Genomic DNA, 23,547 nt, shown 5'->3' on the forward strand with positions numbered 1-23,547 from the left:
AATGAAATGCAGCCGAGCGTCTCGCTGAGCGGACCCTGGTACCGAATCCAGTCGATCGCAGCACCCTCGCGAAGCTCGTCGGCGGAATGGGATTTCGTCACCGTGCTTCCCGCGGTGCTGTCGGCGGCGCAGCGCGACCGGCCGTTCGTCATCGGGTGGCTGTCCAGAGGGTCCGGAGCACCGCTGGAACTCATCACGAACGCGGGGCCGCTCTCGCCGCCGCGTCAGCCGCGCAGGTCCACCGACGCGCCCGGCCGGCCGAGCGGGCCACAACCGCTGCTGTTCCCTGGCGGGGCGCGCGGCGTGCAGCTCGACGAGGAGTACCTCGCCGATCTGGCGGACCTGGTGTGGACGCCGTGCCCGGGGCGGCAGGCGCCCCCGCTGGGCGGCAGGGGGCGGGAGCTCTCCGAGCTCGACCCCGACGAGCTGAAACGGCCGACGTTGTTCGAGTCGACGCTGGTGACGCTGATGTCGCGGCCCTTCGCGTGGCTGGTGGTGGCCGAGCCGACCGACCTGCTCGACGCCGAGGTGGCGCACCTGCGTACCCAGCTCAACGTGCTCAGGCAGTACGGCGACGCCTCCGAGCGCTCCCGCTTCGACGCCGAGCGCGCCGAGCGCCGCATGCAGGAACTGGACGCCTTCCGCGAGGCGGGGCTCTGGAACGTGCGCGTGCTGGCCGGCGGCGCCACCGCGGACGAGCTGCGGCAGATCGCGCCCGTGCTCGTCGGGTCCGTCGAGATGAGCCACCACCCGTACCGGCTGCGCAGCTCGCACGGCGCCGTCCACGCGCTGTCGGAGGCCCTCGCCATCACCATGCAGGACCCGGCCGACGGGGCCGCGGCCCCGTTCGCCGCGACCGCGGGGGCGCTGGCCGCGCTGGCCGGGCTGCCCCGGCGGGAGGTGCCGGGGGTGCGCGTGCTCGACTCGGGCTTCTTCGACGTGACGTCCGAGGCCGACGCGGGTGAGCTGGAGCTGGGCGAGATCCTCGACGGTCAGGACAGGGGCGTCGGCACGTTCCAGGTGCCGCTGGCCACGCTCAACCGGCACGCGTTCATCACGGGCGCGACCGGCTCCGGCAAGTCGCAGACCGTCAGGCACCTGCTGGAGCAGCTCAGCAGGGCCCGCATCCCCTGGCTGGCCATCGAGCCGGCCAAGTCCGAGTACGCCGCCATGGCCGGCCGGATCGACGACCCCCTCACAGTGATCAACCCGTCGGCGCCCGACGGCGTGCCGTTCAGCATCAACCCGCTCGAACCCGAGCCCGGCTACCCCGTCCAGGCCCACATCGACATGGTCAGGGCGCTGTTCATGGCGGCGTTCGACGCCGAGGAGCCGTTCCCGCAGATCATGTCGCTGGCCCTGCAGCGCGTCTACGAGGCCACCGGCTGGGACGTCGTCACGGGCGGCGCCGTCCCCGGCGCGAACGTCCCGCCCAGCGTCCCCACCCTCGAACAACTCCAGCAGCACGCCATGGACGTCATCAAGGAGATCGGCTACGGCCGCGAGGTCCAGGCCGACGTCGAGGGCTTCATCTCGCTGCGGCTGCGCTCGCTGCGCGTCGGCTCGGCCGGCCGCTTCTTCGAGGGCGGCCACCCCGCCGACATCGGCGGCCTGCTGGAGCGCGACGTCGTGCTGGCCATCGAGGACGTCGCCAACGACGAGGACAAGGCGTTCCTCATGGGCACGCTGATCATCAGGATCGTCGAGCACCTGCGCATGCGGGCCAGGCGGGAGAAGTCGCCCGAGCTGCGGCACGTCATCGTGATCGAGGAGGCGCACCGGCTGCTGCGCGACCGCGGCCACGGCCGGGCCTCCACCCACGCCGTCGAGCTGCTGGCCGGCCTGCTCGCCGAGATCAGGGCGTACGGCGAGGGCATCGTGGTCGCCGAGCAGATCCCGACCAAGCTCATCTCCGACGTCGTCAAGAACACCGCGCTGAAGGTCGTGCACCGGCTGCCCGCCGAGGACGACAGGAAGCTCGTCGGCGCCGCCATGAACCTCAGCGACGAGCAGTCCCGTCACGTGGTCTCCCTGCAGCCCGGTTCGGCCGCCGTCTTCGCGGACGGCATGGACCGGCCGCTGCGGGTGCGCGTGCCGCTGGGGGAGTCCAGGGAGAAGGTCCTGCCGGGACCGCCGCCGCCCATCCGCGGCCGCAGGTCGGCGGCCTGCGGCAAGCAGTGCCGCACCGGGCAGGCGTGCACGCTGGTCGAGCTGCGGGAGGCCGACGTGCTCGCCGACGCGCCCGAGTGGGCCTGGTTGCGCATCTGGTGCGAGACGGTCGTCCTCGCGTTCGTCAGCAACCGGCCGCTGCCCGGCGTGCCGCGCGCGCTGTCGGCCGTCTGGGCCGACCTGCCGGCGCGGCGCAGGGAGTGCCTGCTGGCCACCCTGGTCGAGCGCTCGGTGCAGCGGCGCGCCTGGTCGCTGCGGAGCTGGTTCGACCCGGCGCTGCTGACGGAGAAGGCCGCGGAGACGGCCACGCGGCTGCTGTCCGCGCTCGACAACGGCGGCGAACGGCCGGGGGCGTCGTGGGTCATCCCGCAGGTGCGCTGGCTGCACGAGGTCGACCGGCTCTTCCCGTACGGCCGCCCGGCTCCCGACCTGCGCACCCCGGCGCCGCCCATGGAGTACGCCCTCTTCCGCCAGCCGAACGGCAACGGCGTCGGCGACCTCGCGCCGACCGAGCTGCTCGGCCACCGGGCCAAGGCGCTGCGCCACCACCCGCTGTCGATGGAGGTGGACCGCAACCGGGAGCTGGCCTGGCGGGTGATCCTCGGGGACGACGAGAACGAGTCCGTGCAGCGGGACGTCATGACGGTCGCCATCGGCATCGAGTCGTCGGCCCGGCTCCGGCACGTCGCGCAGACGATGGGGGCCGGATGGCTGGAAGGGGTGCTGTCGTGGCCGCGCCGCTTCGTGTTGCCGTTCGACCACGGCGGCGTCCCGGAGATCGCCTTCGCCGAACCGCCGGCCGCGTCACCCGCTCCGGTCCCGACCCCCTGAGGTGTGCTGCCGGGCCGCGTTTTCCGCCGCGTGGGCGGGCGAAGGGGCCAACCACGACTAGGATCCATGCACATGACCCAGCTTCCTCTGCGGGCGCAGCTCGCCAGTGCCCTGGGCCGCAGTGCCGCCACGCTGTCCAGGATGACGGGGCGCGGTGACGGCTCGGTGATCGGCGGCCGGGTCGGGCTGCTGCTCGAGCCCGACCTGCTGCGCAAGCTGGCCCGCGACCGCAAGCTGGCGCTGATCAGCGCGACCAACGGCAAGACGACCACGACCAGGCTGGTCACCTCGGCGCTTCTGGAGTTCGGAGAGGTGGCCACCAACGCGTTCGGCGCCAACATGCCGGCCGGCCACGTCTCGGCGCTCTCCCAGCACAAGGGCGCCCCCTACGGCGTGCTCGAAGTCGACGAGAAATACCTGCCCGAGGTGCTCGACACCACCGGGGCGGGCGTCGTCTGCCTGATGAACCTCAGCCGCGACCAGATGGACCGCGCCGCCGAGATCTGGCTGCTCGCGCAGAAGTGGCGCAGGGCGCTGTCGGGCAAGCCCACCCACGTCATCGCCAACTGCGACGACCCGCTCGTCACCTGGGGCGCCTCCACGGCCGCCAAGGTCACGTGGGTCGCCGGGGGCCAGCGGTGGAAGGAAGATTCCTGGTGCTGCCCCGAGTGCGGCGGCCCGCTCGACCGCAAGGACGCCGACTGGGCGTGCCGTGAGTGCACGTTCCACCGGCCGGAGCCGCAGTGGGCGGTCGACGACGACATGGCAGTCGGCCCTGACGGCGAGCGGTGGTTGCTCGACATCCAGCTGCCCGGCGCGGCCAACCGCTCCAACGCCGTGATGGCGCTGGCGGTGGCCGACGCGTTCGGGGTGCCGGTGGAGCGGGCGCTGCCCCGGCTGCGCGAGGTCACCTCGGTCGCGGGCCGCTACACCACGGTCGAGCGTGACGGCCGTTACGCGCGGCTGCTGCTGTCGAAGAACCCGGCGGGCTGGCTGGAGGCGTTCGACGTCGCCGACCCGCAGCTGCCGATCATCCTGTCGGTCAACGCCCAAGGTCCCGACGGCCGCGACACCTCGTGGTTGTGGGACGTCGACTACCGCATCCTGCGCGGCCGGCCCGTGTTCGTCACCGGCCAGCGCCGCCTCGACCTGGCGCTCCGGCTCGACGTGGCCGACGTGCCGTTCACGCTGTGCGACACGTTCACCGAGGCGCTGGCCATGCAGCCGCCCGGCCGGGTCGACGTGATCGCCAACTACACCGCCTTCCAGCAGATCCGATCGGAGTTCGGTCGTGCCGTCTGACAGCGCCCTGCGTATCGTCTGGATCTACCCTGACCTGCTGAGCACCTACGGCGACCAGGGCAACGTGCTCGTCCTGGAGCGGCGGGCGCAGCTGCGGGGCATCGAGACGGAGACGGTCCACGTACGCTCGGCCGATCCGGTCCCGGAGACCGGTGACCTCTACCTCATCGGCGGCGGCGAGGACCGCCCCCAGATCCTGGCCGCCGAGCGCCTGCGCAGGGACGGCGGCCTGCACCGCGCCATCGCCGGCGGCGCGGTCCTGCTGGCGGTCTGCGCCGGCTACCAGATCATGGGCAGCACGTTCGGCGGCGAGGAAGGCCAGCCGGTGGACGGCATCGGGCTGCTCGACCTCTCCAGCTCCCGCGGGCCCGCGCGGGCGGTGGGCGAGCTGGTGGCGGAGGTCGACGCCGCGCTCAACCTGCCCACGCTGACCGGCTTCGAGAACCACATGGGCGTCACCCACCTCGGTCCGGGGGTCAAGCCCCTGTCCAAGACGCTGGTGGGCACCGGCAACGGTGACGGCTTCGAAGGCTGCTACACCGGGCACGTGGTCGGCACCTACCTCCACGGGCCCGCCCTGGCCCGCAACCCGGCGCTGGCCGACCTGCTGCTGTCGTGGTGCGTGGGCGATCTGGCGCCGCTCGACGACTCCCGCTACGAAGCCCTCCGCCAGGAACGCCTCGCGGCCGTCCTGCCGGGCTGACCTCCGTCCTGAGGGCGCTGCGCCGCGTGCTCGGCCATTGACATGCAGCCCGTTGGCTGCCTATCGTAAAAAGGCAGCCAACGGGCTGCACGAATGTGGGGCGGCGGAACATGGACGAGGTGTTCAAGGCGCTGGCCGACCCCGGGCGGCGCAGGTTGCTGGACAGTCTCAACGCGCGCAGCGGGCAGACCCTGCGCGAGCTGTGCGCCGAACTCGACATGGCCAGGCAGTCGGTCAGCAAGCATCTGGCCGTGCTGGAGGCGGCCAACCTGGTGACCACGGTGTGGCGCGGCCGGGAGAAGCTGCACTACCTCAACGCCGTGCCGATCAACGCGCTCGCCGACCGCTGGATCAACAGGTACGACCGCCACCGGGCCGGCGCCCTGACCGACCTCAAGACGGCATTGGAGGACACCCCCGTGACGAGCCACGACTTCGTCTACACGACATACATCAGGACCACGCCAGAACGCCTCTGGCAGGCGTTGACCGAGCCCGCCTTCACCAAGCGCTACTGGGGCGTCGAGCTCGAATCGGACTGGACGGCCGGATCGACCGTGACCTGGAAACAGCTCGGCGTCACGATGGAGGACCCCGGACAGGTCGTGCTGGAGGCCGACCCGCCGCGCCGGCTGGCCTACACCTGGCACACCTTCACGCCGGAGTTCGCGGAAAGTGTCGGCCTGAGCGGCGAGAGCCGCGCCGCGATGGCCGCGGAGCCCAGGTCAACGGTGACCTTCGAGGTCGAGCAGGCCGGCGAGATGGTAAAGCTGACCGTCGTGCACGGCGGCTTCCCGCCGGACAGCGTCGTGCGCGACGCCGTCAGCGAAGGCTGGCCCGAGCTGGTCTCCAGCCTCAAGACCCTGCTGGAGACCGGCGAGCCGCTCCCCGCGGGCAGCGGTCAGTAGACGAGGGCCTGGGCGCCCTCGGCGACCGCCTCCTCGACGAACGCCGGAGCCCCGGCGATGCGCACCCCGTCGATGAGGTCGTCGACGGTGATCTCCCTGCGGGCGGCGCACTGCGTGCAGAGCGTCACCCGGCCGCCGGCCAGCACGGCGTCGAGCAGGTCGCTGAGGGACGCGGCGTGTGGCAGGCTGAACTCCTTGGCCCGCCCCGGCAGCGCGAACCACGACGCCTCGCCGGTCAGCCAGAGGGAAACGGGGACCCCGCTCGCGAGCGCGGCGGCCGCCACCGTGAACGCCTGGTTGCAGCGCTCGGGCGCGTCGGCTCCCGCGGTCACCTTGATCACCAGAGATCGTGCCATGCCCGTCACCCTAAACTACCGAGCATGGAAGAACCTGAGGTGCACCCCGACCTGGAGCCGATCGCGTTCCTGCTGGGGCGGTGGGAAGGCGCCGGCGTGGGCGGCTATCCGACGATCGAGAGCTTCAACTTCGGGCAGGAGATCGAGTTCGGGCACAACGGCAAGCCGTTCCTGACGTACGTGAGCCGCACGTGGCTGCTCGACGACGCGGGCAACCGGGTCAGGCCGCTGGCCACGGAGTCGGGCTACTGGCGGCCGCAGCCCGACAGGCAGGTCGAGGTGGTGCTGTCGCACCCCACCGGCATCGTCGAGATCTACCTCGGCGAGGTCGTCTTCAACAAGATCGAGCTGTACACCGACGTGGTCGCGCGCACCTCCTCGGCGAAGGAGTACACCGCGGGTCACCGGCTCTACGGGCTCGTCAACGGCAACCTCATGTGGGCTTACGAGATGGCCGCCGTCGGACACCCGCTCACGGACCACATGTCCGCCGAGCTGAAGAAGGTAGCTTGAGGCGATGAGCACGCCATTCACTCCCGCCGCCGTTCAGGCGATCAAGAGTCACATGAACGACGACCACCCCGACGACGCGCTGATCATCGTACGCGGGCTCGCGGGCCGGCCGGAGGCGACCACCGCCGTGACGAGCGACGTCGACGCCGAGGGCATCGAGTTCACGGTGGACGGCGGCGAGCGGGTGCGGGTGCCGTGGGGCGAGACGCTGACCGAGCGCTCCCAGGTGCGGATGGCCGTCGTCCGCCTCTATCGCGACGCGTGCGACAAGCTGGGCATCCCGGCCCGGGGGTCGCACTGACCCGGGCGAACCGGGTCCGGACATGAAGAAGGGCCCCGGGCGACGCTCCGCCTGCCGAGCAGGCGGGCCGGATGGACCATGGTCGGGATGACACATCCCGCCCTCCGGCTGCCAGGGGCCCCGGTGGTTGTCTCGTATTCGCGAACGCCACGAGACAACAAGTCCGCAGCGCTAGCGGACAACCACCTCGCTAGCCCAACTATGAATCACCATTGTTTGGACCACCTCCTTTCCGCGTACCAACGAAGCTATGTGCTCCGGCTCGGCAGGGGCAAGCGAATATCGTCCGGCCCCGTCCGGCCGTCCGCCCGCAGCCAGCGGCCACGCGCCTTACACTCGGGACATGACGGAGACGCAGTGGCACGAGCAACTCCGCGCCAAGGGCTACCGGGTGACTCCCCAGCGCCAGCTCGTCCTCGAGGCGATCAAGGAGCTGATGCACGCCACACCGGAGGAGATCTGCGGCAAGGTCCGTGAAACGGCCCGCGGCGTCAACATCTCGACGGTCTACCGCACGCTGGAGCTGCTCGAAGAGCTCGGCCTGGTCACCCACACCCATCTCGGCCACGGTGCGCCGACCTACCACCTGGCCGCCGAGGCCGACCACGTGCACCTGGTGTGCCGGGGCTGCGACGAGGTGATCGAGGTGCGTCCCGAGATGGCCGACGGGCTGGTCAAGGGGCTGGACGAGGAGCTGGGGTTCGTCGCCGACGTGCACCACCTGACCGTCTTCGGGCGCTGCCGCAACTGCCGATAGCCTGGAGGGCATGCGTAGCCCTCTGCTCGACCTTCCCGGCGCCGTCCCCGCCGACGAGCCGGACTCCGACGTAGCCGCCCACTACGGCGACCTGTTCGCCGAGCAGCGCGCGCTGGCCAAGGGCGAGGCGGTCGTCGACCGCAGCAACCGCGAGGTGATCCGCGTCTCGGGCGCCGACCGGCTGAAATGGCTCAACGACCTGACCTCGCAGAAGCTCGACGCGCTGACCCCCGGCGAATGGACCCAGACGCTCGACCTCGACCTGCAGGGCCGCGTCCAGCACCACCTGACGCTGGTCGACGACGGCGAGAGCGTGCTCGCCCACGTCGAGCCGGGCACCGCCCAGAGTCTGATCGACTATCTCGACCGGATGCGCTTCATGCTGCGCGTCGAGGTGTCGCGGGTCGACGACCTGGCTGTGCTGTCCACGGCCGGCGAGGACTTCCTGGTGCCGCGGGCCGAGCTGCCCGAGCACCTGGGCAGGCCGGTGGCCGGATTGTGGGCCTATGAGGCGCTCAGGATCGAGGCGGGCCGGCCGCGGCTGGGGTTCGAGACCGACCACAAGACCATCCCCCACGAGGTGGGCTGGATCGGCGCGGCCGTCCACCTGACCAAGGGCTGCTACCGCGGCCAGGAGACCGTGGCACGCGTGCACAACCTGGGGCATCCGCCGCGCCGCCTGGTCTTCCTCCACCTCGACGGCAGCGTCGACACGTTGCCCCCGCACGGCGCCCCGGTGATCTTCGAGAGCCAGGAGATCGGCGTCGTCGGCACGGCGGCGCGCCACCACGAGCTCGGCCCGATCGCGCTGGCCGTGGTCAAACGCACCGTGCCGGTGGACGCGCCGCTGCTGGCCGGCGGGGTGGCCGCCACGCAGGAGATCATCGTGCCGCCTGACGCGGGCCGCAACGTCACCATCGACCCGTCGCTGCGCCGCCGGATCCGCTGAACCCCGGACGTCGGCGGGTCCGCCGCTCGGGAGGCTGAGGCTCTCAGACCTCCAGCACGAGCGTGATCGGGCCGTCGTTGACGAGCGACACCTTCATGTCGGCGCCGAAGATCCCCGTCTCCACGTGGGCGCCCAGCGCGCGCAGCTCGGTGACGACGGCCTCCACCAGCGGCTCGGCGACCGGTCCTGGGGCCGCGGTCTGCCAGGTGGGCCGCCGGCCCTTGCGCGCGTCGCCGTACAGCGTGAACTGGCTGATCACCAGGAGCGGCGCCGACACGTCGGAGCACGACTTCTCGCCGTGCAGGATGCGCAGGCCCCACAGCTTGGCGGCGAGCCTGGCCGCCTCGGCGCGCGTGTCGGTGTGGGTGACGCCCACCAGGACGAGCAGGCCCGGCTCGGCGACCGCCCCCACCGTCCGCCCGTCGACCTCCACCGATGCCGAACTCACTCGTTGTACGACTGCTCGCATGGACATCCATTCTGGACCAGGAAGAACCATCCGTAGACTCGTCCCGAAAGGGGTCGCGACATGTCGGTGGTTGTGGAAGTCGTCCGGTCGGGGTTCGTGGAGTCCGCGCACCAGGCGCGCATGCTGACCGTGGACGCCGAAGGGCGCCTGATCGAGACGCGCGGCGCGGTGCACGTCCCGGCCTCGCCGCGCTCGTCGTTGAAGCCGCTGCAGGCGCTCGGCATGCTCCGCGCGGGCCTGGAGCTGGAGGGCGAGCTGCTCGCGCTGGCCTGCGCCTCCCACTCGGGCGAGCCGTTCCACGTCGACGGCGTCATGAAGATCCTCGCCGGGGCGGGGCTTGAGGAGACGGCCCTGCGCTGCCCCGAGGACCATCCGTTCGACAGGACGGTGACCGAGCGGAGCCGCGTCCACATGAACTGCTCGGGCAAGCACGCCGCCATGCTGGCCACCTGCGTGGCGAACGGCTGGCCGACGGAGACCTACCTGGAACCCAGGCACCCGCTGCAGCGTGCGATCCGCGAGACGGTGGAGGAGCTGACCGGGGAGCGGATCGCGGCCACCGGCGTGGACGGGTGCGGGGCGCCGCTGCACTACGTCTCGATGCTCGGGGTGACCAAGGCGTTCCGTGCGTACGCGCTGTCGTCTCCCGACTCGTACGAACGCAGGATCTTCGATGCGATGCGCGCCCACCCCGAGTGGACCTCCGGCACCGGCCGCCCCGAGGCCACGCTCATGCGGGCGCTGCCCGGGCTCATGGTGAAGGCGGGGGCGGAGGCGTTCGACGCGTTCGTGTTCGAGGACGGGCGGGCGGGCACCGTCAAGGTCGAGGACGGTTCGCAGCGCGCCCGCGTGGCCGTCACCGTGGCGGCGCTGCGCTCGCTCGGCCTCGACGCGCCCGACCTGGCCGAGCTGGGCGCTCCCGCGGTGCTCGGCGGCGGCCGCCCGGTCGGCGAGTTGCGGGTCCGCCTGCGCTGAGGCAGGTGGCGATCCGGCACGCCGCCAGAGCGTGCGCGGTCCGGTACGCGTCAGAGCGTGCGGAACTGGCGGCTGGCGGAGATGGCGCCGGAGGTCGTCGTGGTGAACGTGCGCATCGAGCCGGCGAACTTGGACAGGTCCCACTCGGCGGGGCCGTGATACCAGTAGAGGTTGTCCGACTGGTGGCCGTTGCCGGTGACCGAGGCCACCACGCGCGACCAGTGTTCCACCCCGTCGAAGATCACGGCGTAGGGGAGGTAGCGGGAGAACAGCTCCACCCTGTGCTGTTCGGGCACGTCGCCCAGCTCACCGGAGAAGAGATATTCGCGAAAGCCCATGGTGTGCGCCAGGGCCGCCGAGCCCTTGGCGGTCTTGGCCGGCATGTACTGCCCGCCGACGGCCAGCGCGCCGCCCGCGATGATCAGTGCCAGGCCGAGCAGCCCGTACGTCGTGAACCAGGCCAGCGCCACCGTGGACAGCAGGCCGGCGCCGATGAGCACCAGGCCGATGGTCGTCCACCTGGTGCGCTCGGTGTCGGGGCGGCGGGCGAACCAGCCCTGCTCGACCACGTCCGCGTAGAGCGCGTCGCGCACCTCGCCCAGGTGGCTGGTGAACGAGCCGGACAGCTGGGACAGCAGCACCGCGTCACGGCCGTCGAAGATGGCGTCGTAGAGCGCCCGCTCGTACGGCAGGAGCGCGTTGACGGGCGCGCTGGGCAGCCTGACGAGCATCCAGTCGGGCGCGTCGTACGTCTGGCGGGGCTGCTCGTCGATGCGCAGGTAGCCGCGGACCGCCAGGTCCACGATCGTGGCCGTCACGTCGACCACGTCGGCCTGCTCGTCGACGAGCGTGCCGATCTGGCCGGGACGCACGCCGTCCGGCGGCGCGAAATGCCCGTTCTGCACGGGATTGACGGAGTCCTTCTCGTGGTCGGCGACCCTGGCGTCCCTGCCCCGGGTCCAGTACAGCAGGCCGAACCCGCCGAGCAGCAGGACCAGCAGGGCGGCCAGGGCGCCGCCCGTGACGAGGTCGAGGGTGAACGCGGCGGCCAGCGAGAACCGCTTCTCCAGGATGGGGGTCCCGGTGCTGGAGCCCTTCGGGTATCCGACGACCACGGTGAGGGCGTCGCCCGGCGCGATGTTCTCCTGCTCGAAGTCCGCCTGGGTGGCCGTGTGGTCCATGGACGCCGAGGTGCAGCCGATCGCCGAGGTCAGCTCGCCTGCGAAGCAGGACAGGTTCTGCACCTGGCCGGGGCCGCTCACCTTGACCGTCGCCTTGGCGACCTGCTGGTTCCAGCCGTTCACCGCGAACCAGCGCAGCTCCTCGACGTTGCCGGACGGCGTCACCGCGCCCTTGACGTCGTACTCGACCGTCCCGCCCGTCACGGTGAGCACGCCGTCGGCGTACGTGCCGCCTTTGACGTTGGAGATCTGGTAGAGCCGGTCGTTGCCGTCGTCGTACCGGGTCCTGGTGATGAACGTGCGCTTGAGCCCCCCCGACGCCCCCGCGATCTTCTCGACCACGTGCAGGGTGCCGTCCTTGCCGAGGGTCATCGTCACCTCGTCCGTGATCCCGGCCTCCGCCGCCATGGCGGGGGCTGCGGTCAACGTCAGAGTGGTGGCCGCGAGGGCTGCCATCGTGAGCCTGATACCCGTCATGGCGGCAAATCGTATCGGTTCGGACCTGTTAGTCCAGCGTGATGCTGGTAGCCGCCCGCTGAACGCTCTCCGGCGCGGCGCCCTGGCCGGGGTTCTCCGTGGCGAGTTCCTGATTCCGGGCGACGAACGGGCGCATGCGCTCCTCGTACCGGTCGCAGGCCGTCTCAGGGTTGCTGGCGAGCTCCTGAGCCAGCACGTACGCCCCCACGACGGCCAGGCTCGTGCCCTGCCCCGACATCGGCGAGGGGCAGTAGCCGGCGTCGCCCACGAGCGCGACCCGCCCCGCCGACCAGCGCTCCATCTTCACCTGGGCCATCGCGTCGAAATAGAAGTCGTCGGCCTTCCACATGGCCTCCAGCAGCCGGGGCCCCTCCCAACGCATGGCCGAGCAGCGCTCCTGGACGAGCTGCTTCTGCCGCTCGGTGTCCCGGTGGTCGTAGGCGATCGGGCCGGCGGAGAAGCCCAGGCCGACCCGCATGACGGCGGGGTCGTGGTCGTTGAAGAGCGCGGCTCCCATGCCGTCCTCGTTGTGCCAGGTCTGCCAGTGGTCGAGGCCGAGGAAGTTGTCGGCGGTGAAGAAGGAGATGTACGTGCCGAGGTGGTGGACGAACCCCGACTCCTCGCCGAAGACCAGGCGCCTGACGTTGGAGTGCAGGCCGTCCGCACCGAACACGTGGTCGTAGCGCTCTTGCTCGCCGCTCTCGAACGTCACGTCCACGCCCCGGGCGTCCTGGGCGAGGGCGGCGATCGAGTCGCCGTAACGGTAGCCGGCGTCGGTGGCGCCGAGGAGGACCTCGTTCAGGTCGTCGCGCGTGATCTCGACGTCCGGGCTGTCGAAGCTGCCGCCGCTGAGCGTGCCCTCGGTGCTGCGCATGATCTCGTTGCCGTCGCCGTCGACCATGGACATGCCGCGCATGGTCGTCCTGCGGGCTCTGACCTGGTCGAGGAGGCCCATTCTCGCGATCACCGTGATGGCCGCGCCCCTGATGTCGACCGCCTGTCCGCCCTTGCGGGGGGCGGGCGCCCGCTCGACGACCGTCACGTCGCAGCCGTACCGCCGCAGCCAGTGGGCGAGGACGGGCCCGCCGATGCTCGCGCCGGAAACCAGAACCTTCATGCCGGTGCTCCCTTGTGCTGTTGACGACGTACACGATGTGAATGTACGCAGTACATACAGCTGTTCACAAGGCTATGCTGGGAAGATCTGTACTAGGACAGGAGATCCGATGACCACTCCTCCCCACGCGCGCATCGCGGCCGACATCAAGCAGCGCGTGGCCGACGGCAAGCTGCGTCCGGGAGAGCGGGTGCCGTCCACCAGGCAGCTCGCCAGGGACTGGGAGGTGGCGCTGGCGACCGCTTCGAAGGCGCTCGCCCTGCTGGCCAGGGAAGGGGTGGTGGTCGCGGAGCCGCGCGTCGGCACGGTCGTGGCGGAGCCGCGCGGGCGTGCGAGGGCGGAGCCGCGCGATGGGCGGCCCTCCGGACGTTCAGGACGGGCGGAGCGGCCCGCGCCGCCAGGACATGACGTGACCCGCGAGCGCATCGTGCGCGCGGCCATCGAGATCGCCGACGCCGAAGGGCTGTCCGAGCTCACCATGCGCGCCGTCGCGGGCCGTCTTGGCATGGCCACGATGTCGCTCTACCGGCACGTGGGCGGCAAGGACGACCTGCTCACACTCATGATCGACGCGGCGGTCGGGGAGTTCCCGCTGCCCGAGGAGGCCCCGGACGGCTGGCGGGCCCGCCTGGAGACGTCCGCGCGCCTGCAGTGGGCGGCCTTCCGCAAACACCCGTGGATGGCCAGGACCTCCCCCCTCACCCGGCCGCTGCCCTCGCCCGCCCTGCTCAGCCACACCGAATGGGCACTGGCGGAGCTGGGCGACAGCCTCGACGCCACGAGCAGGATGTACGTGATCGTCCTGATGCACAGCTACGTCCAGGGCATCGCGGCCAATCTCGACATGGAACTGCAGGCACGGGCCGACACCGGGATGACCGACGCCGAATGGATGAGCGGGCAGGAGGCCCGCGTGCTGGCGATCGCCGAGTCCGGCCGCTATCCCGCTTTTCTCGGCACGCTGGCCGAGATGGGCGGCGACTTCGACCTGAAGCTCGACCGGCTCTTCGAGTTCGGGCTGGCCCGGCTGCTCGACGGCCTCGCCGTGGAGATCGGCTGAGTGGAGATCGGCTAGCTGGAGATCTGGATGCGCAGGCGGCGGAAGCCGCGGCCCTTGCTCTCGATCTTGGCGACCTTGATGTGACCGATCTGCTTGGTGGAGGCCACGTGGGTGCCGCCGTCGGCCTGGGTGTCGAGGCCGACGATGTCGACGACCCGCACGTCCTGCACGGTCTCGGGCACCAGGTTGGTGGCCGTGCGGATGATGTCGGGGATGGCGAACGCCTCGGCGCGGGGCAGCACGCGCACGTCGATGCGCCGGTCGGCGACGATCTCGGCGTTGCAGGCGTCCTCGACGGCCTCCTTGAACCCCGGAGGCACCTCGGGCAGGTTGAAGTCCATCCGGGCGGTCAGCTCGTCCATGTTGCCGCCGGTGACGAGGCAGCCGTAGTCACGGAACACCACCCCGCACAACACGTGCAGCCCCGAGTGAGTGCGCATGAGGGCAGAGCGGCGCTCGTCGGCCACCGCCGCCTTGACCACCGTGCCGGCCGGCGGCACGGGGTCGCCCTCCGCCGGGATCAGGTGGAGGTCGTCGCCCTTGCGCACCCCGACGATGCGGGTCTCCACCCCTTGCCAGAGCAGAACGCCGTGATCCGCCGGCTGGCCGCCGCCACCCGGATAGAATGCCGACCTGCTCAGCACGATCCCCTCAGGCGACGACTCCAGCACCACGGCTTCGAAGTCGCGAAGATCCTGGTCTGACAGTTCGAGTCGTTGCGTCCGCCCGTGGAGGTCGTGGGTCATATCGGCAGCCTAGCCCTCAGAGGTGGTCATGCGCGGCCTGACGCATCGTTCCCGAGCAGTACGGGTCGTCGCGCTGGCGGGCCTCGGCACGGCGTTCCTGAGCGGGTGCAACGCCGGCGCGGAGGCCACCCCGCCGCTCGTGCCCGCCACGCCCGTCGTGCGGCCGGCCACGCCGGTCGTGATGTTCGTGGGTGACAGCTTCACCGTGGGGTCGGGTCCGGTGCCGCGATGGAAGACGTACGCGGCGGAGACCGCGCGCCTGCTGGGCTGGCAGCCGGTCATCGCGGGCGCGGGCGGCACAGGTTATCTCAGCAAGGGGCGGGTGGGGCGCTCGTTCCAGCGTTCGTTCGAGGTGGAGCTGTCGTGGCGGCCGGCCCCTGACGTGCTGGTCATCTCGGGCGGCCACAACGACCGGCGCTGGGGGCCGGCGCGCGTGGGGCGGGCCGCCGAGCGGCTGCTCGACGCCGTGCGCGGGCACTGGCCGGACACCAGGATCGTCATGGTCGGCCCCATCTGGCTGGACGTCCCGCCCGCGAAGGCGTACGCCGTGCGCGACGCCCTGGCGGAGGTGGCCAGGCGCGAGGATGTGGCCTTCCTCGACCCGATGGCCGCGCGCTGGCCGCCGGAGGCGGTGCTGCCCGACGGTGTGCATCCCACGGCCGCCGGGCACGAGCGCATCGCCGCCTGGCTGGCGGCCCAGCTGGCCTGACTACCAGGGGCCGTAGGGGCCGTTGCCGCCGCGCCCGCCGCCCATGCCCTTGACGGCCGGCTTCACGTCGACGATGTAGACGGTGGCCGCGATCACGGCCGCGATCGAGAAGATGCCGATGCCGATGCCGATGAACTGGGCGTCGCCGACGATCATGAACGCGTTGAAGTAGCTCCACGCGCCTCCTGCGGAGAACAGCGTCGCCAGCACGAGGATCAGCAGCCAGAGGTTCTTCTTCAGTTTGCCCGCAGAGACGAACGCGTTCGTCGGGACGCGCAGCGCGTGCACGAGCGCGTAGACCGACATGCCGAAGATGACGGCGGCGAGCACCAGGAAGAGGAGGTTGAACACACCGTTGATCAGATTCATATTCGTTGGCTCCGCCTATACGCCGCGAGGAAATCGGCTTCAGCCTAATAGGCGCCCCCGGCGCGCGGGCACCCAGAAAGAGGAAAGGCCCGCCTCTCCATGGGCGGGCCTTTCGCTAGGTCAGGACTTGGCCTTGGTGGTGCGGGTCTTCCTGGCCGGCCGGACGGGCTCGGCGACGGCCGGCTCGGCGGCCTCCGACACCTCTTCGAGCTCGAGTGCGGCCTCGCCGGACGCCTTGCTGACGGCCTTGCGGCCACGCGTGGCGAAGTCGTCGTAGACCTCGGTGGCCTTGTGCGTCAGCTGGTCGGCGTAGCCGCGGGCCTTCTCGGGCAGCTCTCTGGCCAGGCCCTCGGCCCTGTCGGCGACCTCGCGGGCCCTGACAGGAAGCTCCTGGGTGAACGCGCGGGCCTTGACCGGGAGGTCCTGGGTGAACTCGGAGCGGCGCGACTGCAGCTTCTGCAGCTGCTCGGGCAGCTCGCGCAGCTTCTCGACGGCGTAGTCGCCGACACCCGCGACAGCGTAGAACGGCTTGGACTCGGTCAGCTTCTTGACCTCGGTGGCGAGCGTCATGGGTTAACCTTCCTTGGTTTCCTGGGTGACGTTGCCGTTGCCGGAGGCCGCCGCGTAGGGCTCAAGAGCGGCGAGAAACTCCTCGGGCAGCGGATCGTCGTCCGTTTCGGCGTCGCGCCGGGGGTGAGCATTCTGGGAGGTCTGCTCGTCCCCGGCGGGCGCCTCCTTGCGGAACGACTCGTAGATATCGATCAGCACTTGGCGTTGCCGTTCGGTGAGAAGCGGGTCGGCCCTGATCGCGGTGATCACATCGCTCGGCGGCTCGCGGTCCTCGATGAGGCCCGCCTGCACGTAGAGCGCCTGCGAGGAGATGCGCAGACCCTTGGCGATCTGGTTGAGAATCTCCGCGCTCGGCTTGCGCAACCCGCGCTCGATCTGGCTGAGATAGGGGTTGGAGACCCCCGCGGCCTCAGCCAGCTGGCGAAGCGAGATCTTCGCCTGCTGCCGCTGCTCGCGGATGTACTCGCCGATCGAGCCGACCTTGGGTAGTGCCATGCCTGCATTCTGCCTCGCGCTGCTTGCAATTGCAAACGCGGTGATTAACTCCAGCAAGCACTAGAGCTGGATGACCCACAGGAACGGCGTGGCGGTGAGCAAGCTCACAGAGAGCGCGATGAACCCGTAGCGGGCCGGCGCGGCCAGCTCGGGACCCGGCTTGATCAGGCGGTCGACCCTCGCCATGACGTGCTGGGCGTGCACGCCGAGCATGCCCTGGGGCGTCGGCATGGCTTCCGCCGTGCCGAACCGCAGCAGCGCCGTCGCCAGCCTGCGCGGCGAGCAGTAGCGGCGGGCCCGGTCGTCGGCGGCCATCTCGATGAGCAGCTCCACCTGCGACTGCGCGTCGGCCACCACCTTCGACCAGGGCAGCGCCCTGCGCAGCGCGGCGAACGGCAGCAGCACCAGGTCGTGCCGCTCGCGTACGTGCGCCGACTCGTGGGCCAGCACGGCCGCCAGCTCGCCCTCCGACAGCAGCTTGAGCGCGCCCTCGCTGACCACGACCTGCGAACGCAGCCCCGGCACGCAGTAGGCGGCGGCGCTCGGATGGTCGAGCACCCGCACGCCGGGCACACCCGGGTCGTCGCGGGAGATCAGCGCCAGCAGCATGCGATGGCGCCGGCGGGCCCGCAGCGCCTGCACGCCCGCCGTGATGAGCACCACCACCAGCACGGTCAGCGCGGTGAGGCCCGCGATCAGGGCGAGCACGTGCAGCGCGTCCCACGCCTGCGGCGGCGTCTCGCCCCGCCCGAACGCGATCAGCCCCTGCAGCACTCCCGTGCCGTAGGGCTGGACGGCGTAGGCGAGCATGGCGCCGGTCGTCGCCAGCCCCCACGCCACGCCGAGCGACTGCCAGACGATGACGGCCAGCCGTGGAGCCCGTGAGGTCCAGCGGGCCGTGGTGAAACGCCAGGAGCCGACCGCGCACGCCATGGCGAGCGCCGCCAGCACCGCTGCCGTGATCACTCTTCCTCCAGCTCCGTGAGGACTCTGCGCAGGATCTCCGCCTCCGTGCCCGACACAGCCTGGGCGAAACGGGTCAGGGCGGCCGATCGGTCACCCGTCATGTCCAATGCCTCCAGCATAAGCTCAGCGATGTACGCGTCGCGGCTTTCCGCCGGCTGATATCTCCACGCGCGGCCGTCACGGGTGCGCTCGAGGAAGCCCTTGCGGGTGAGCCGGTCGAGCACCGTCATCACCGTCGTGGGGGCGAGATCGCGGTCGGCGATGAGCCTGCCGACCTCGCGGGCGGTCAGCGCACTGCTCTGCGCCCAGAGGATGTCCATGATGCTGCGCTCAAGCTCGCCAAGACCCTTCACGCCCTTCAGACTAGCTCTACAACCTGTCGAGCTGGCATTCGGGGCCGCGCGATCCTCCTGCCTCCTGGCGACGGTACGTCAGCCGCGGGGGGCGTACATGATGACCGCCACGCCCAGCAGGCAGATCAGCACGCCGGCGACGTCCCAGCGGTCGGGCCTGAACCCGTCGACCACCATGCCCCAGCCCAGCGAGCCCGCCACGAACACCCCGCCGTAGGCGGCGAGGACCCTCCCGAAGTCCGCGTTCGGCTGCAGCGTGGCCACGAAGCCGTACAGGCCGAGCGCGACGATCCCGGCGCCGATCCAGACGGCGCCGCGCTGCTCGCGCACCCCCTGCCAGATCAGCCACGCGCCGCCGATCTCGGCGAGCGCGGCCAGCACGAACAGCAGCACGGACTTGACGAGGGTCATGCCCCACGAGGTTAGCCCTTCCGGCGGCCGCGGTTGGCGGCGGCCGCCCATCGCATGGCACCCTCGGAAGGGTGGAGATCACGCTGGTCCTCGGCGACATCACCGAGCAGGAGACCGACGCGGTGGTGAACGCCGCCAACTCCTCCCTCATGGGCGGCGGGGGCGTCGACGGCGCCATCCACCGGCGCGGCGGGCCGGAGATCCTGGACGAGTGCAGGCGGCTGCGCGCCTCCCGCTACGGCAAGGGCCTGCCGACCGGGCAGGCGGTCGCCACGACCGCGGGGCGGCTGCCCGCCCGGTGGGTGATCCACACGGTCGGGCCGGTCCACTCCCGGTCGCAGGACCGGTCCGGGCTGCTGGCCTCCTGCCACCGCGAGTCGCTGCGCGTGGCCGACTCGCTCGGGGCGCGCTCCGTGGCCTTCCCGGCGATCTCCACCGGCATCTACGGCTGGCCCGTCGACGACGCGGCGCGGATCGCCATGGAAGCCGTGCGGGAGGCCGAGACGTCCGTGGCGGATGTCCGGTTCGTGCTGTTCGACGACAGGGCCTACGCCGCGTTCGCGTCCCTGCTCTGAACCTCTAGCGGGGATCGACCGCCGACCACGGCAACGTCAGCTCGCCGAGCCGCCACCGTGCGGGCCCGCCGAGCGGCGGCCGCAGGGGCACCGGCCATGACCCGGCCAGGACGCGCACGGCGGCCAGCCACCGCTGCCGCCTCCCATGAGCCCCGTACGCGGCGCTCACCGCCCACGCGTGGTCGAAGTCCCGCAGGAACGCGTGGATCCGCTCACCCGGCACGTTGCGGTGGATGAGGGTCTTGGGCAGCCGGTCGGCCAGGTCGGACGGCTGCTCGAAGGCGTCGAACCGGGCGGAGAAGGTGATCGTCCCCGGCCCCTCCCTGGACACCCCGGCCCAGACCGCGCGCCGCCCGTTCTCCGACGACGTGCCCTCGACCAGGACGCCGCCCGGACCCAGCCCGTCGCGGAGCACGTCCCAGTAGCGCCAGGCCTCGGCCTCTTCGTACTGTCTGAGCACGTTGAACGCCCGCACCAGCGTCGGCGGGCGCGACACGGGCAGCTCGAAGCCGCCCAGCCGGAACGTCAGCCCCTCCCGCTCGTACGGCTTCGCCACCGCCACCCGCGCCGGGTCGATCTCGATGCCCACCACCTCGACCCGCGGCGCCACCTGTCGTAACCGCCTGAACAGCTCCAGCGTCGTGGTGTGGGAGGCGCCGTAACCGAGGTCGACCACCAGCGGCCGGCTCGCGGCCCGCAGCAGCCCGCCGTGCACGGCCGCGACCCAGCGGTCGGAGCGCCGCAGCCGGTTGTGCCCGGTCGTCCCCCTCGTGATCGCCCCTACCGGCCTGCGGGCGGGGGACCTGCCCATCAGCCGGCCGCCGCGCGGACGGCCTCAGCCACCGACGCGGTGGATCCTGTGCTGCGCCGCCTGGGCGCGGGGGCGGATGACCATGCGGTCGACGTTCACGTGGGCGGGGCGCGTCACGGTCCAGGCGATCGCGTCGGCCACGTCGTCGGAGGTCAGCGGGTCGGGCACGCCTTCGTACACGCGGGCCGCGGCCGCCTCGTCGCCGCGGAACCTGGTGACCGCGAACCCCTCGCTGCGCACCATGCCCGGCGCGATCTCGACGATCCGCACCGGCTGCCCGACCAGTTCGAGGCGGAGCGTCTCGACCATCGACGTCTGCGCGTGCTTGGCCGCGCAGTAGCCGCCCCCGCCCTCGTACGACACCAGGCCCGCCGTCGAGGTGAGCATGACCAGCACGCCGTCCCCCGACTCGATCAGCCGGGGCAGCAGCGCCTGGGTCATGCGCAGGGAACCGAGCACGTTCGTGTCGTACATCCGCTGCCAGTCGTCCAGCCGGGCCCCGGACACCGGTTCGAGGCCGAGCGCGCCGCCGGCGTTGTTGACCAGCACGTCGCAGCGGTCGAGCGCGCCCGCCAGCGCGTCGACCGACTCCTGGGAGGTCACGTCGAGCGTCACCGGCGTGATCGAGGGGACCTCGGCGGCCAGCTTGTCCAGGCGGTCGCGGCGCCTCGCGCCCGCCACCACTTCGTAGCCCTCGCCGGCGAGCCGGCGCGCGGTCGCCTCCCCGATCCCGCTGCTGGCGCCCGTCACCACGGCTGTTCTGCGCATGCCCCTCATCCTGCCAGTCCCGCTGCTCCGCGTCGGCGGCCAGGTCTGCCGGAGTTGTACCCCGACTGTGACTAAGTGTCGGGAATGTCGCAAAAATCTGGTGGGTTGTCATTTGTTCGGAGGTGGTGTCGAGTGAGGCGACGACGGGTCCACCGGGTCGCGACCATCAGCATGCACACGTCGCCGCTGGACCAGCCCGGCACGGGCGACGCCGGCGGGATGAACGTGTACATCGTCGAATCCGCCAAACGGCTGGCCCAGGCCGGTGTGGAGGTGGAGATCTTCACCCGCGCCACCGCCCGCGACCTGCCGCCCGTGGCCGAGCTCGCCCCCGGCGTCCTCGTCCGGCACCTCACCGCGGGCCCGTACGAGGAGATGGACAGGAGCGACCTGCCCGGCCAGCTCTGCGCGTTCCTGTCGGAGGTCCTGCGCACCGAGGCCATGTACGACCCCGGCCGCTACGACGTCATCCACTCCCACTACTGGCTGTCCGGCCAGGTCGGCTGGCTGGCCAAGGAACGCTGGGGCGTGCCCCTCGTGCACACCATGCACACCATGGCCAAGGTCAAGAACCTGCTGCTCGCCCAGGGCGACAAGCCGGAACCCCGGGCCAGGGTGGTGGGCGAGGAACAGGTCGTGGAGATCGCCGACCGCCTGGTGGCCAACACCGCCGACGAGGCGCGCGAGCTCATGGACCTGTACGGCGCCGCCGAGCAGCGCGTCGCCGTCGTGAACCCCGGCGTCAACCTCGCCGTCTTCCGCCCCGCCTCGCAGGGCGCCGCCCGCCGCCGGCTGGGGCTGCCGCAGGACGCGCACGTGCTGCTGTTCGTCGGCAGGATCCAGCCGCTCAAGGCGCCCGACGTCCTGCTGCGCGCGGCCTCCAGGATGCTCATCGACGACCCGTCGCTGCGTGACCGGCTGGTGGTCGCCTGCGTGGGCGGCCCGTCCGGCAACGGCCTGGCCCGTCCGTCGGTCCTCGCCGAGCTGGCGGCCGAGCTGGGCATCGCCGACGTCGTACGCCTGGTGCCGCCGGTCGCGCAGGAGGAGCTGGCCGACTGGTACCGGGCCGCGTCCGTGACGGTGGTGCCCTCCTACAGCGAGTCGTTCGGCCTCGTCGCCCTGGAGTCCCAGGCCTGCGGCACCCCCGTGGCCGCCGCCGCCGTGGGAGGGCTGCGTACCGCCGTGCGCCACGACGTCTCCGGCGTGCTCGTGAACGGCCATGACCCGGCCGTCTGGGCGGGAGCGCTGCGCCGCTTCGTCACCGCGCCGCGCCGCCGCGACGAGCTCTCGCGGGGCGCCCGCGCCCACGCCGCCGCCTTCGGCTGGCAGGCCACCGCCGCACGGCTCATGGAGGTGTACGCGGCCGCCGTGGCGAATCTGCACAAGACGCCCGTGGCCGTGAACCTCTAGCACCCGTACATTGTTCTGGCCCGCCTATGCTGGGCTGCATGCGCGATGTCGTCGAAGCCGCGCTCAAGGCCGCGGACGTCACCTACGACGAGCCGCGACCAGGGGCGTTCCTGGTCAGACTGCCCGGGCAGCACAAGCTCGCCACCATGACCTGGCTGATCGTCGGGGAGACGGTCCTGCACGTCGAGGCGTTCTTCTGCCGCAGGCCCGACGAGAACCACGCCGAGTTCTACCGCTGGCTGCTCGGCAAGAACGGCACGATGTACGGCGTGCACTTCTCCCTCGACCCCGTCGGCGACGTCCACCTCGTCGGCCGCGTCCCCCTGGCCGCCGTCGACGAGGACGAGATCGACCGGCTGCTGGGCTGCGTGCTGACCTACGCGGACGACTGGTTCGACCGGGCGCTCGAGCTGGGCTTCGCCTCGTCGATCCGGCGCGAGTGGGAGTGGCGGGCCAAGCGCGGCGAGTCGCTGGCCAACCTGCAGGCCTTCGCCCGCTTCGCCGACCCGGCCAGGTCGGAGCGCCCCTAGGATTGGGCGTATGGCGACTTTGGTGCTGCTACGGCACGGCGAGAGCGACTGGAACGCGAAGGGCCTGTTCACCGGCTGGGTGGACGTGAGCCTGTCGGCCAAGGGCGAAGACGAGGCACGCCGGGGCGGCAAGCTCCTCCAGGAAGCCGGGCTCCGCCCGGACGTCGTCCACACCAGCCTGCTGACCAGGGCCATCCAGACGGCCCAGCTGGCGCTGGGGGCGGCCGACCTGCTCTGGCTCCCGGTCAAGCGCAGCTGGCGGCTGAACGAACGCCACTACGGCGCCCTGCAGGGCAAGAACAAGGCGCAGACCAGGGAGGAGTTCGGCGAGGAGCAGTTCATGCTCTGGCGCCGCTCCTACGACACCCCCCCGCCGCCGATCGCCGACGACGACGAGTTCTCCCAGGCCGGCGACCCGCGCTACGCCCTGCTCCCCTCGGAGCTCATGCCCCGCACCGAGTGCCTGAAGGACGTCGTCGAGCGCATGCTCCCCTACTGGTACGACGAGATCGTCCCCGACCTCGCCGCCGGCCGCACGGTCCTGGTGGCGGCCCACGGCAACTCCCTGCGGGCCCTGGTCAAGCATCTCGACGGCGTCAGCGACGAGGAGATCGCCGGCCTCAACATCCCGACGGGCATCCCGCTGGTCTACGACCTCGACGCCGACTACAACCCGGCGGTGCGGGGCGGCCGCTACCTCGACCCCGAGGCGGCCAAGGCGGCCATCGAAGCCGTCGCCAACCAGGGCCGCTGACCTCTCCCGGCC

The 23,547-nt window shown here is 71.4% G+C and carries 28 protein-coding genes; 15 read left to right on the forward strand and 13 right to left on the reverse strand.

Annotated features, from left to right (window positions below):
• The first annotated feature begins 102 nt into the window (after window positions 1-102).
• The 4 genes from ACTWPV_RS31900 (at window position 103) to ACTWPV_RS31915 (ending at window position 5,913) form a co-directional block, all read left to right on the forward strand.
• Complete coding sequence (locus ACTWPV_RS31900; RefSeq protein WP_443154626.1) at window positions 103-3,000, forward strand: ATP-binding protein; 2,898 nt, start codon at window positions 103-105, stop codon at window positions 2,998-3,000.
• Between the two features lie 72 nt (window positions 3,001-3,072).
• A complete protein-coding gene (locus ACTWPV_RS31905) occupies window positions 3,073-4,302 on the forward strand; it encodes a MurT ligase domain-containing protein (protein WP_443154627.1) in 1,230 nt (409 codons plus the stop codon).
• Window positions 4,292-5,005 (forward strand): type 1 glutamine amidotransferase, encoded by a 714-nt coding sequence (locus ACTWPV_RS31910; protein ID WP_347649712.1) that lies wholly within the window; start codon window positions 4,292-4,294, stop codon window positions 5,003-5,005. The genes ACTWPV_RS31905 and ACTWPV_RS31910 overlap by 11 nt, the downstream gene beginning before the upstream one ends.
• 110 nt (window positions 5,006-5,115) lie before the next feature.
• Complete coding sequence (locus ACTWPV_RS31915) at window positions 5,116-5,913, forward strand: ArsR/SmtB family transcription factor (RefSeq protein ID WP_443154628.1); 798 nt, start codon at window positions 5,116-5,118, stop codon at window positions 5,911-5,913.
• Here the strand turns inward: ACTWPV_RS31915 and ACTWPV_RS31920 are convergent.
• Window positions 5,907-6,269, reverse strand: coding sequence for a DsrE family protein (locus ACTWPV_RS31920; RefSeq protein WP_347616931.1), 363 nt, complete (start codon window positions 6,267-6,269; stop codon window positions 5,907-5,909). The two genes, ACTWPV_RS31915 and ACTWPV_RS31920, sit on opposite strands and share 7 nt — an antisense overlap.
• Window positions 6,270-6,293: 24 nt before the next feature.
• Between ACTWPV_RS31920 and ACTWPV_RS31925 the strand changes: the two genes are divergently transcribed.
• From ACTWPV_RS31925 to ygfZ, 4 genes are all read left to right on the forward strand, one after another.
• Window positions 6,294-6,782: an FABP family protein gene (locus ACTWPV_RS31925; RefSeq protein ID WP_347616930.1), complete on the forward strand. Its 489-nt coding sequence runs from the start codon at window positions 6,294-6,296 to the stop codon at window positions 6,780-6,782.
• A 4-nt stretch (window positions 6,783-6,786) separates the two neighbouring features.
• Window positions 6,787-7,083 carry a DUF2470 domain-containing protein gene (locus ACTWPV_RS31930; RefSeq protein WP_347649710.1) on the forward strand — a complete coding sequence of 99 codons (297 nt, stop codon included), beginning with the start codon at window positions 6,787-6,789 and terminating at the stop codon, window positions 7,081-7,083.
• Between the two features lie 343 nt (window positions 7,084-7,426).
• Window positions 7,427-7,840 carry a Fur family transcriptional regulator gene (locus ACTWPV_RS31935; protein ID WP_347649709.1) on the forward strand — a complete coding sequence of 138 codons (414 nt, stop codon included), beginning with the start codon at window positions 7,427-7,429 and terminating at the stop codon, window positions 7,838-7,840.
• A gap of 10 nt (window positions 7,841-7,850) precedes the next feature.
• Entirely contained in the window at window positions 7,851-8,789 is a 939-nt protein-coding gene (gene ygfZ / locus ACTWPV_RS31940) for a CAF17-like 4Fe-4S cluster assembly/insertion protein YgfZ (RefSeq protein WP_443154629.1), read from the forward strand.
• A 43-nt stretch (window positions 8,790-8,832) separates the two neighbouring features.
• On the opposite strand, the gene dtd is transcribed toward ygfZ, so the two are convergent.
• On the reverse strand, window positions 8,833-9,258 hold the full coding sequence (gene dtd, locus ACTWPV_RS31945) for a D-aminoacyl-tRNA deacylase (protein WP_443154630.1): 426 nt from the start codon (window positions 9,256-9,258) through the stop codon (window positions 8,833-8,835).
• Between the two features lie 60 nt (window positions 9,259-9,318).
• On the opposite strand from dtd, the gene ACTWPV_RS31950 reads away from it, so the two are divergent.
• The gene (locus ACTWPV_RS31950; protein WP_347649706.1) at window positions 9,319-10,233 is read left to right on the forward strand and encodes an asparaginase; all 915 of its coding nucleotides are present in this window, start codon (window positions 9,319-9,321) and stop codon (window positions 10,231-10,233) included.
• 50 nt (window positions 10,234-10,283) lie between these two features.
• Here ACTWPV_RS31950 and ACTWPV_RS31955 read toward each other — a convergent pair whose 3' ends face one another.
• Complete coding sequence (locus tag ACTWPV_RS31955) at window positions 10,284-11,891, reverse strand: DUF2207 domain-containing protein (protein ID WP_443154631.1); 1,608 nt, start codon at window positions 11,889-11,891, stop codon at window positions 10,284-10,286.
• Between the two features lie 28 nt (window positions 11,892-11,919).
• Entirely contained in the window at window positions 11,920-13,008 is a 1,089-nt protein-coding gene (locus ACTWPV_RS31960; RefSeq protein ID WP_443154632.1) for an FAD-dependent monooxygenase, read from the reverse strand.
• A gap of 109 nt (window positions 13,009-13,117) precedes the next feature.
• Between ACTWPV_RS31960 and ACTWPV_RS31965 the strand changes: the two genes are divergently transcribed.
• The gene (locus ACTWPV_RS31965; RefSeq protein WP_443154633.1) at window positions 13,118-14,068 is read left to right on the forward strand and encodes a TetR/AcrR family transcriptional regulator C-terminal domain-containing protein; all 951 of its coding nucleotides are present in this window, start codon (window positions 13,118-13,120) and stop codon (window positions 14,066-14,068) included.
• An 11-nt stretch (window positions 14,069-14,079) separates the two neighbouring features.
• Here ACTWPV_RS31965 and ACTWPV_RS31970 read toward each other — a convergent pair whose 3' ends face one another.
• A complete protein-coding gene (locus ACTWPV_RS31970) occupies window positions 14,080-14,814 on the reverse strand; it encodes an alanyl-tRNA editing protein (protein WP_443154634.1) in 735 nt (244 codons plus the stop codon).
• A gap of 28 nt (window positions 14,815-14,842) precedes the next feature.
• On the opposite strand from ACTWPV_RS31970, the gene ACTWPV_RS31975 reads away from it, so the two are divergent.
• Window positions 14,843-15,523, forward strand: coding sequence for an SGNH/GDSL hydrolase family protein (locus ACTWPV_RS31975; RefSeq protein WP_347649701.1), 681 nt, complete (start codon window positions 14,843-14,845; stop codon window positions 15,521-15,523).
• Here ACTWPV_RS31975 and ACTWPV_RS31980 read toward each other — a convergent pair whose 3' ends face one another.
• The 6 genes from ACTWPV_RS31980 to ACTWPV_RS32005 all read right to left on the reverse strand — a co-directional run bounded on the left by ACTWPV_RS31980 (window position 15,524) and on the right by ACTWPV_RS32005 (window position 18,687).
• Window positions 15,524-15,892, reverse strand: a complete 369-nt coding sequence (locus ACTWPV_RS31980) for a DUF2516 family protein (protein ID WP_443154635.1) — start codon at window positions 15,890-15,892, stop codon at window positions 15,524-15,526.
• Between the two features lie 120 nt (window positions 15,893-16,012).
• A complete protein-coding gene (locus ACTWPV_RS31985) occupies window positions 16,013-16,462 on the reverse strand; it encodes a hypothetical protein (protein WP_443154636.1) in 450 nt (149 codons plus the stop codon).
• 3 nt (window positions 16,463-16,465) lie between these two features.
• Complete coding sequence (locus ACTWPV_RS31990) at window positions 16,466-16,957, reverse strand: helix-turn-helix domain-containing protein (RefSeq protein ID WP_443154637.1); 492 nt, start codon at window positions 16,955-16,957, stop codon at window positions 16,466-16,468.
• A 60-nt stretch (window positions 16,958-17,017) separates the two neighbouring features.
• Window positions 17,018-17,923 (reverse strand): M56 family metallopeptidase, encoded by a 906-nt coding sequence (locus ACTWPV_RS31995; RefSeq protein WP_443154638.1) that lies wholly within the window; start codon window positions 17,921-17,923, stop codon window positions 17,018-17,020.
• Window positions 17,920-18,276, reverse strand: coding sequence for a BlaI/MecI/CopY family transcriptional regulator (locus tag ACTWPV_RS32000; RefSeq protein ID WP_132337141.1), 357 nt, complete (start codon window positions 18,274-18,276; stop codon window positions 17,920-17,922). Before ACTWPV_RS32000 ends, ACTWPV_RS31995 begins: the two co-directional genes overlap by 4 nt.
• 78 nt (window positions 18,277-18,354) lie before the next feature.
• A complete protein-coding gene (locus ACTWPV_RS32005) occupies window positions 18,355-18,687 on the reverse strand; it encodes a YnfA family protein (RefSeq protein WP_347649696.1) in 333 nt (110 codons plus the stop codon).
• A gap of 71 nt (window positions 18,688-18,758) precedes the next feature.
• Here ACTWPV_RS32005 and ACTWPV_RS32010 point away from each other — a divergent pair, with 71 nt between their 5' ends.
• On the forward strand, window positions 18,759-19,262 hold the full coding sequence (locus tag ACTWPV_RS32010) for an O-acetyl-ADP-ribose deacetylase (protein WP_443154639.1): 504 nt from the start codon (window positions 18,759-18,761) through the stop codon (window positions 19,260-19,262).
• Window positions 19,263-19,266: 4 nt separating this feature from the next.
• On the opposite strand, the gene ACTWPV_RS32015 is transcribed toward ACTWPV_RS32010, so the two are convergent.
• Both ACTWPV_RS32015 and ACTWPV_RS32020 read right to left on the reverse strand, forming a co-directional pair.
• Window positions 19,267-20,073: a class I SAM-dependent methyltransferase gene (locus ACTWPV_RS32015; RefSeq protein WP_443154640.1), complete on the reverse strand. Its 807-nt coding sequence runs from the start codon at window positions 20,071-20,073 to the stop codon at window positions 19,267-19,269.
• A gap of 24 nt (window positions 20,074-20,097) precedes the next feature.
• Window positions 20,098-20,841 carry an SDR family NAD(P)-dependent oxidoreductase gene (locus tag ACTWPV_RS32020; protein WP_443154641.1) on the reverse strand — a complete coding sequence of 248 codons (744 nt, stop codon included), beginning with the start codon at window positions 20,839-20,841 and terminating at the stop codon, window positions 20,098-20,100.
• Window positions 20,842-20,973: 132 nt separating this feature from the next.
• On the opposite strand from ACTWPV_RS32020, the gene mshA reads away from it, so the two are divergent.
• The 3 genes from mshA to ACTWPV_RS32035 are packed head-to-tail and all read left to right on the forward strand — an operon-like array spanning window position 20,974 to window position 23,535.
• On the forward strand, window positions 20,974-22,251 hold the full coding sequence (gene mshA, locus ACTWPV_RS32025) for a D-inositol-3-phosphate glycosyltransferase (RefSeq protein ID WP_443154642.1): 1,278 nt from the start codon (window positions 20,974-20,976) through the stop codon (window positions 22,249-22,251).
• Window positions 22,252-22,289: 38 nt separating this feature from the next.
• On the forward strand, window positions 22,290-22,781 hold the full coding sequence (locus ACTWPV_RS32030) for a YbjN domain-containing protein (protein ID WP_132516897.1): 492 nt from the start codon (window positions 22,290-22,292) through the stop codon (window positions 22,779-22,781).
• 10 nt (window positions 22,782-22,791) lie between these two features.
• On the forward strand, window positions 22,792-23,535 hold the full coding sequence (locus ACTWPV_RS32035) for a phosphoglyceromutase (protein WP_347649691.1): 744 nt from the start codon (window positions 22,792-22,794) through the stop codon (window positions 23,533-23,535).
• The last annotated feature ends 12 nt before the right edge of the window (window positions 23,536-23,547 follow it).

Origin of the sequence: Nonomuraea sp. KM88, from assembly GCF_052245635.1 — a bacterium.
Taxonomy (GTDB): Bacteria; Actinomycetota; Actinomycetes; order Streptosporangiales; family Streptosporangiaceae; genus Nonomuraea.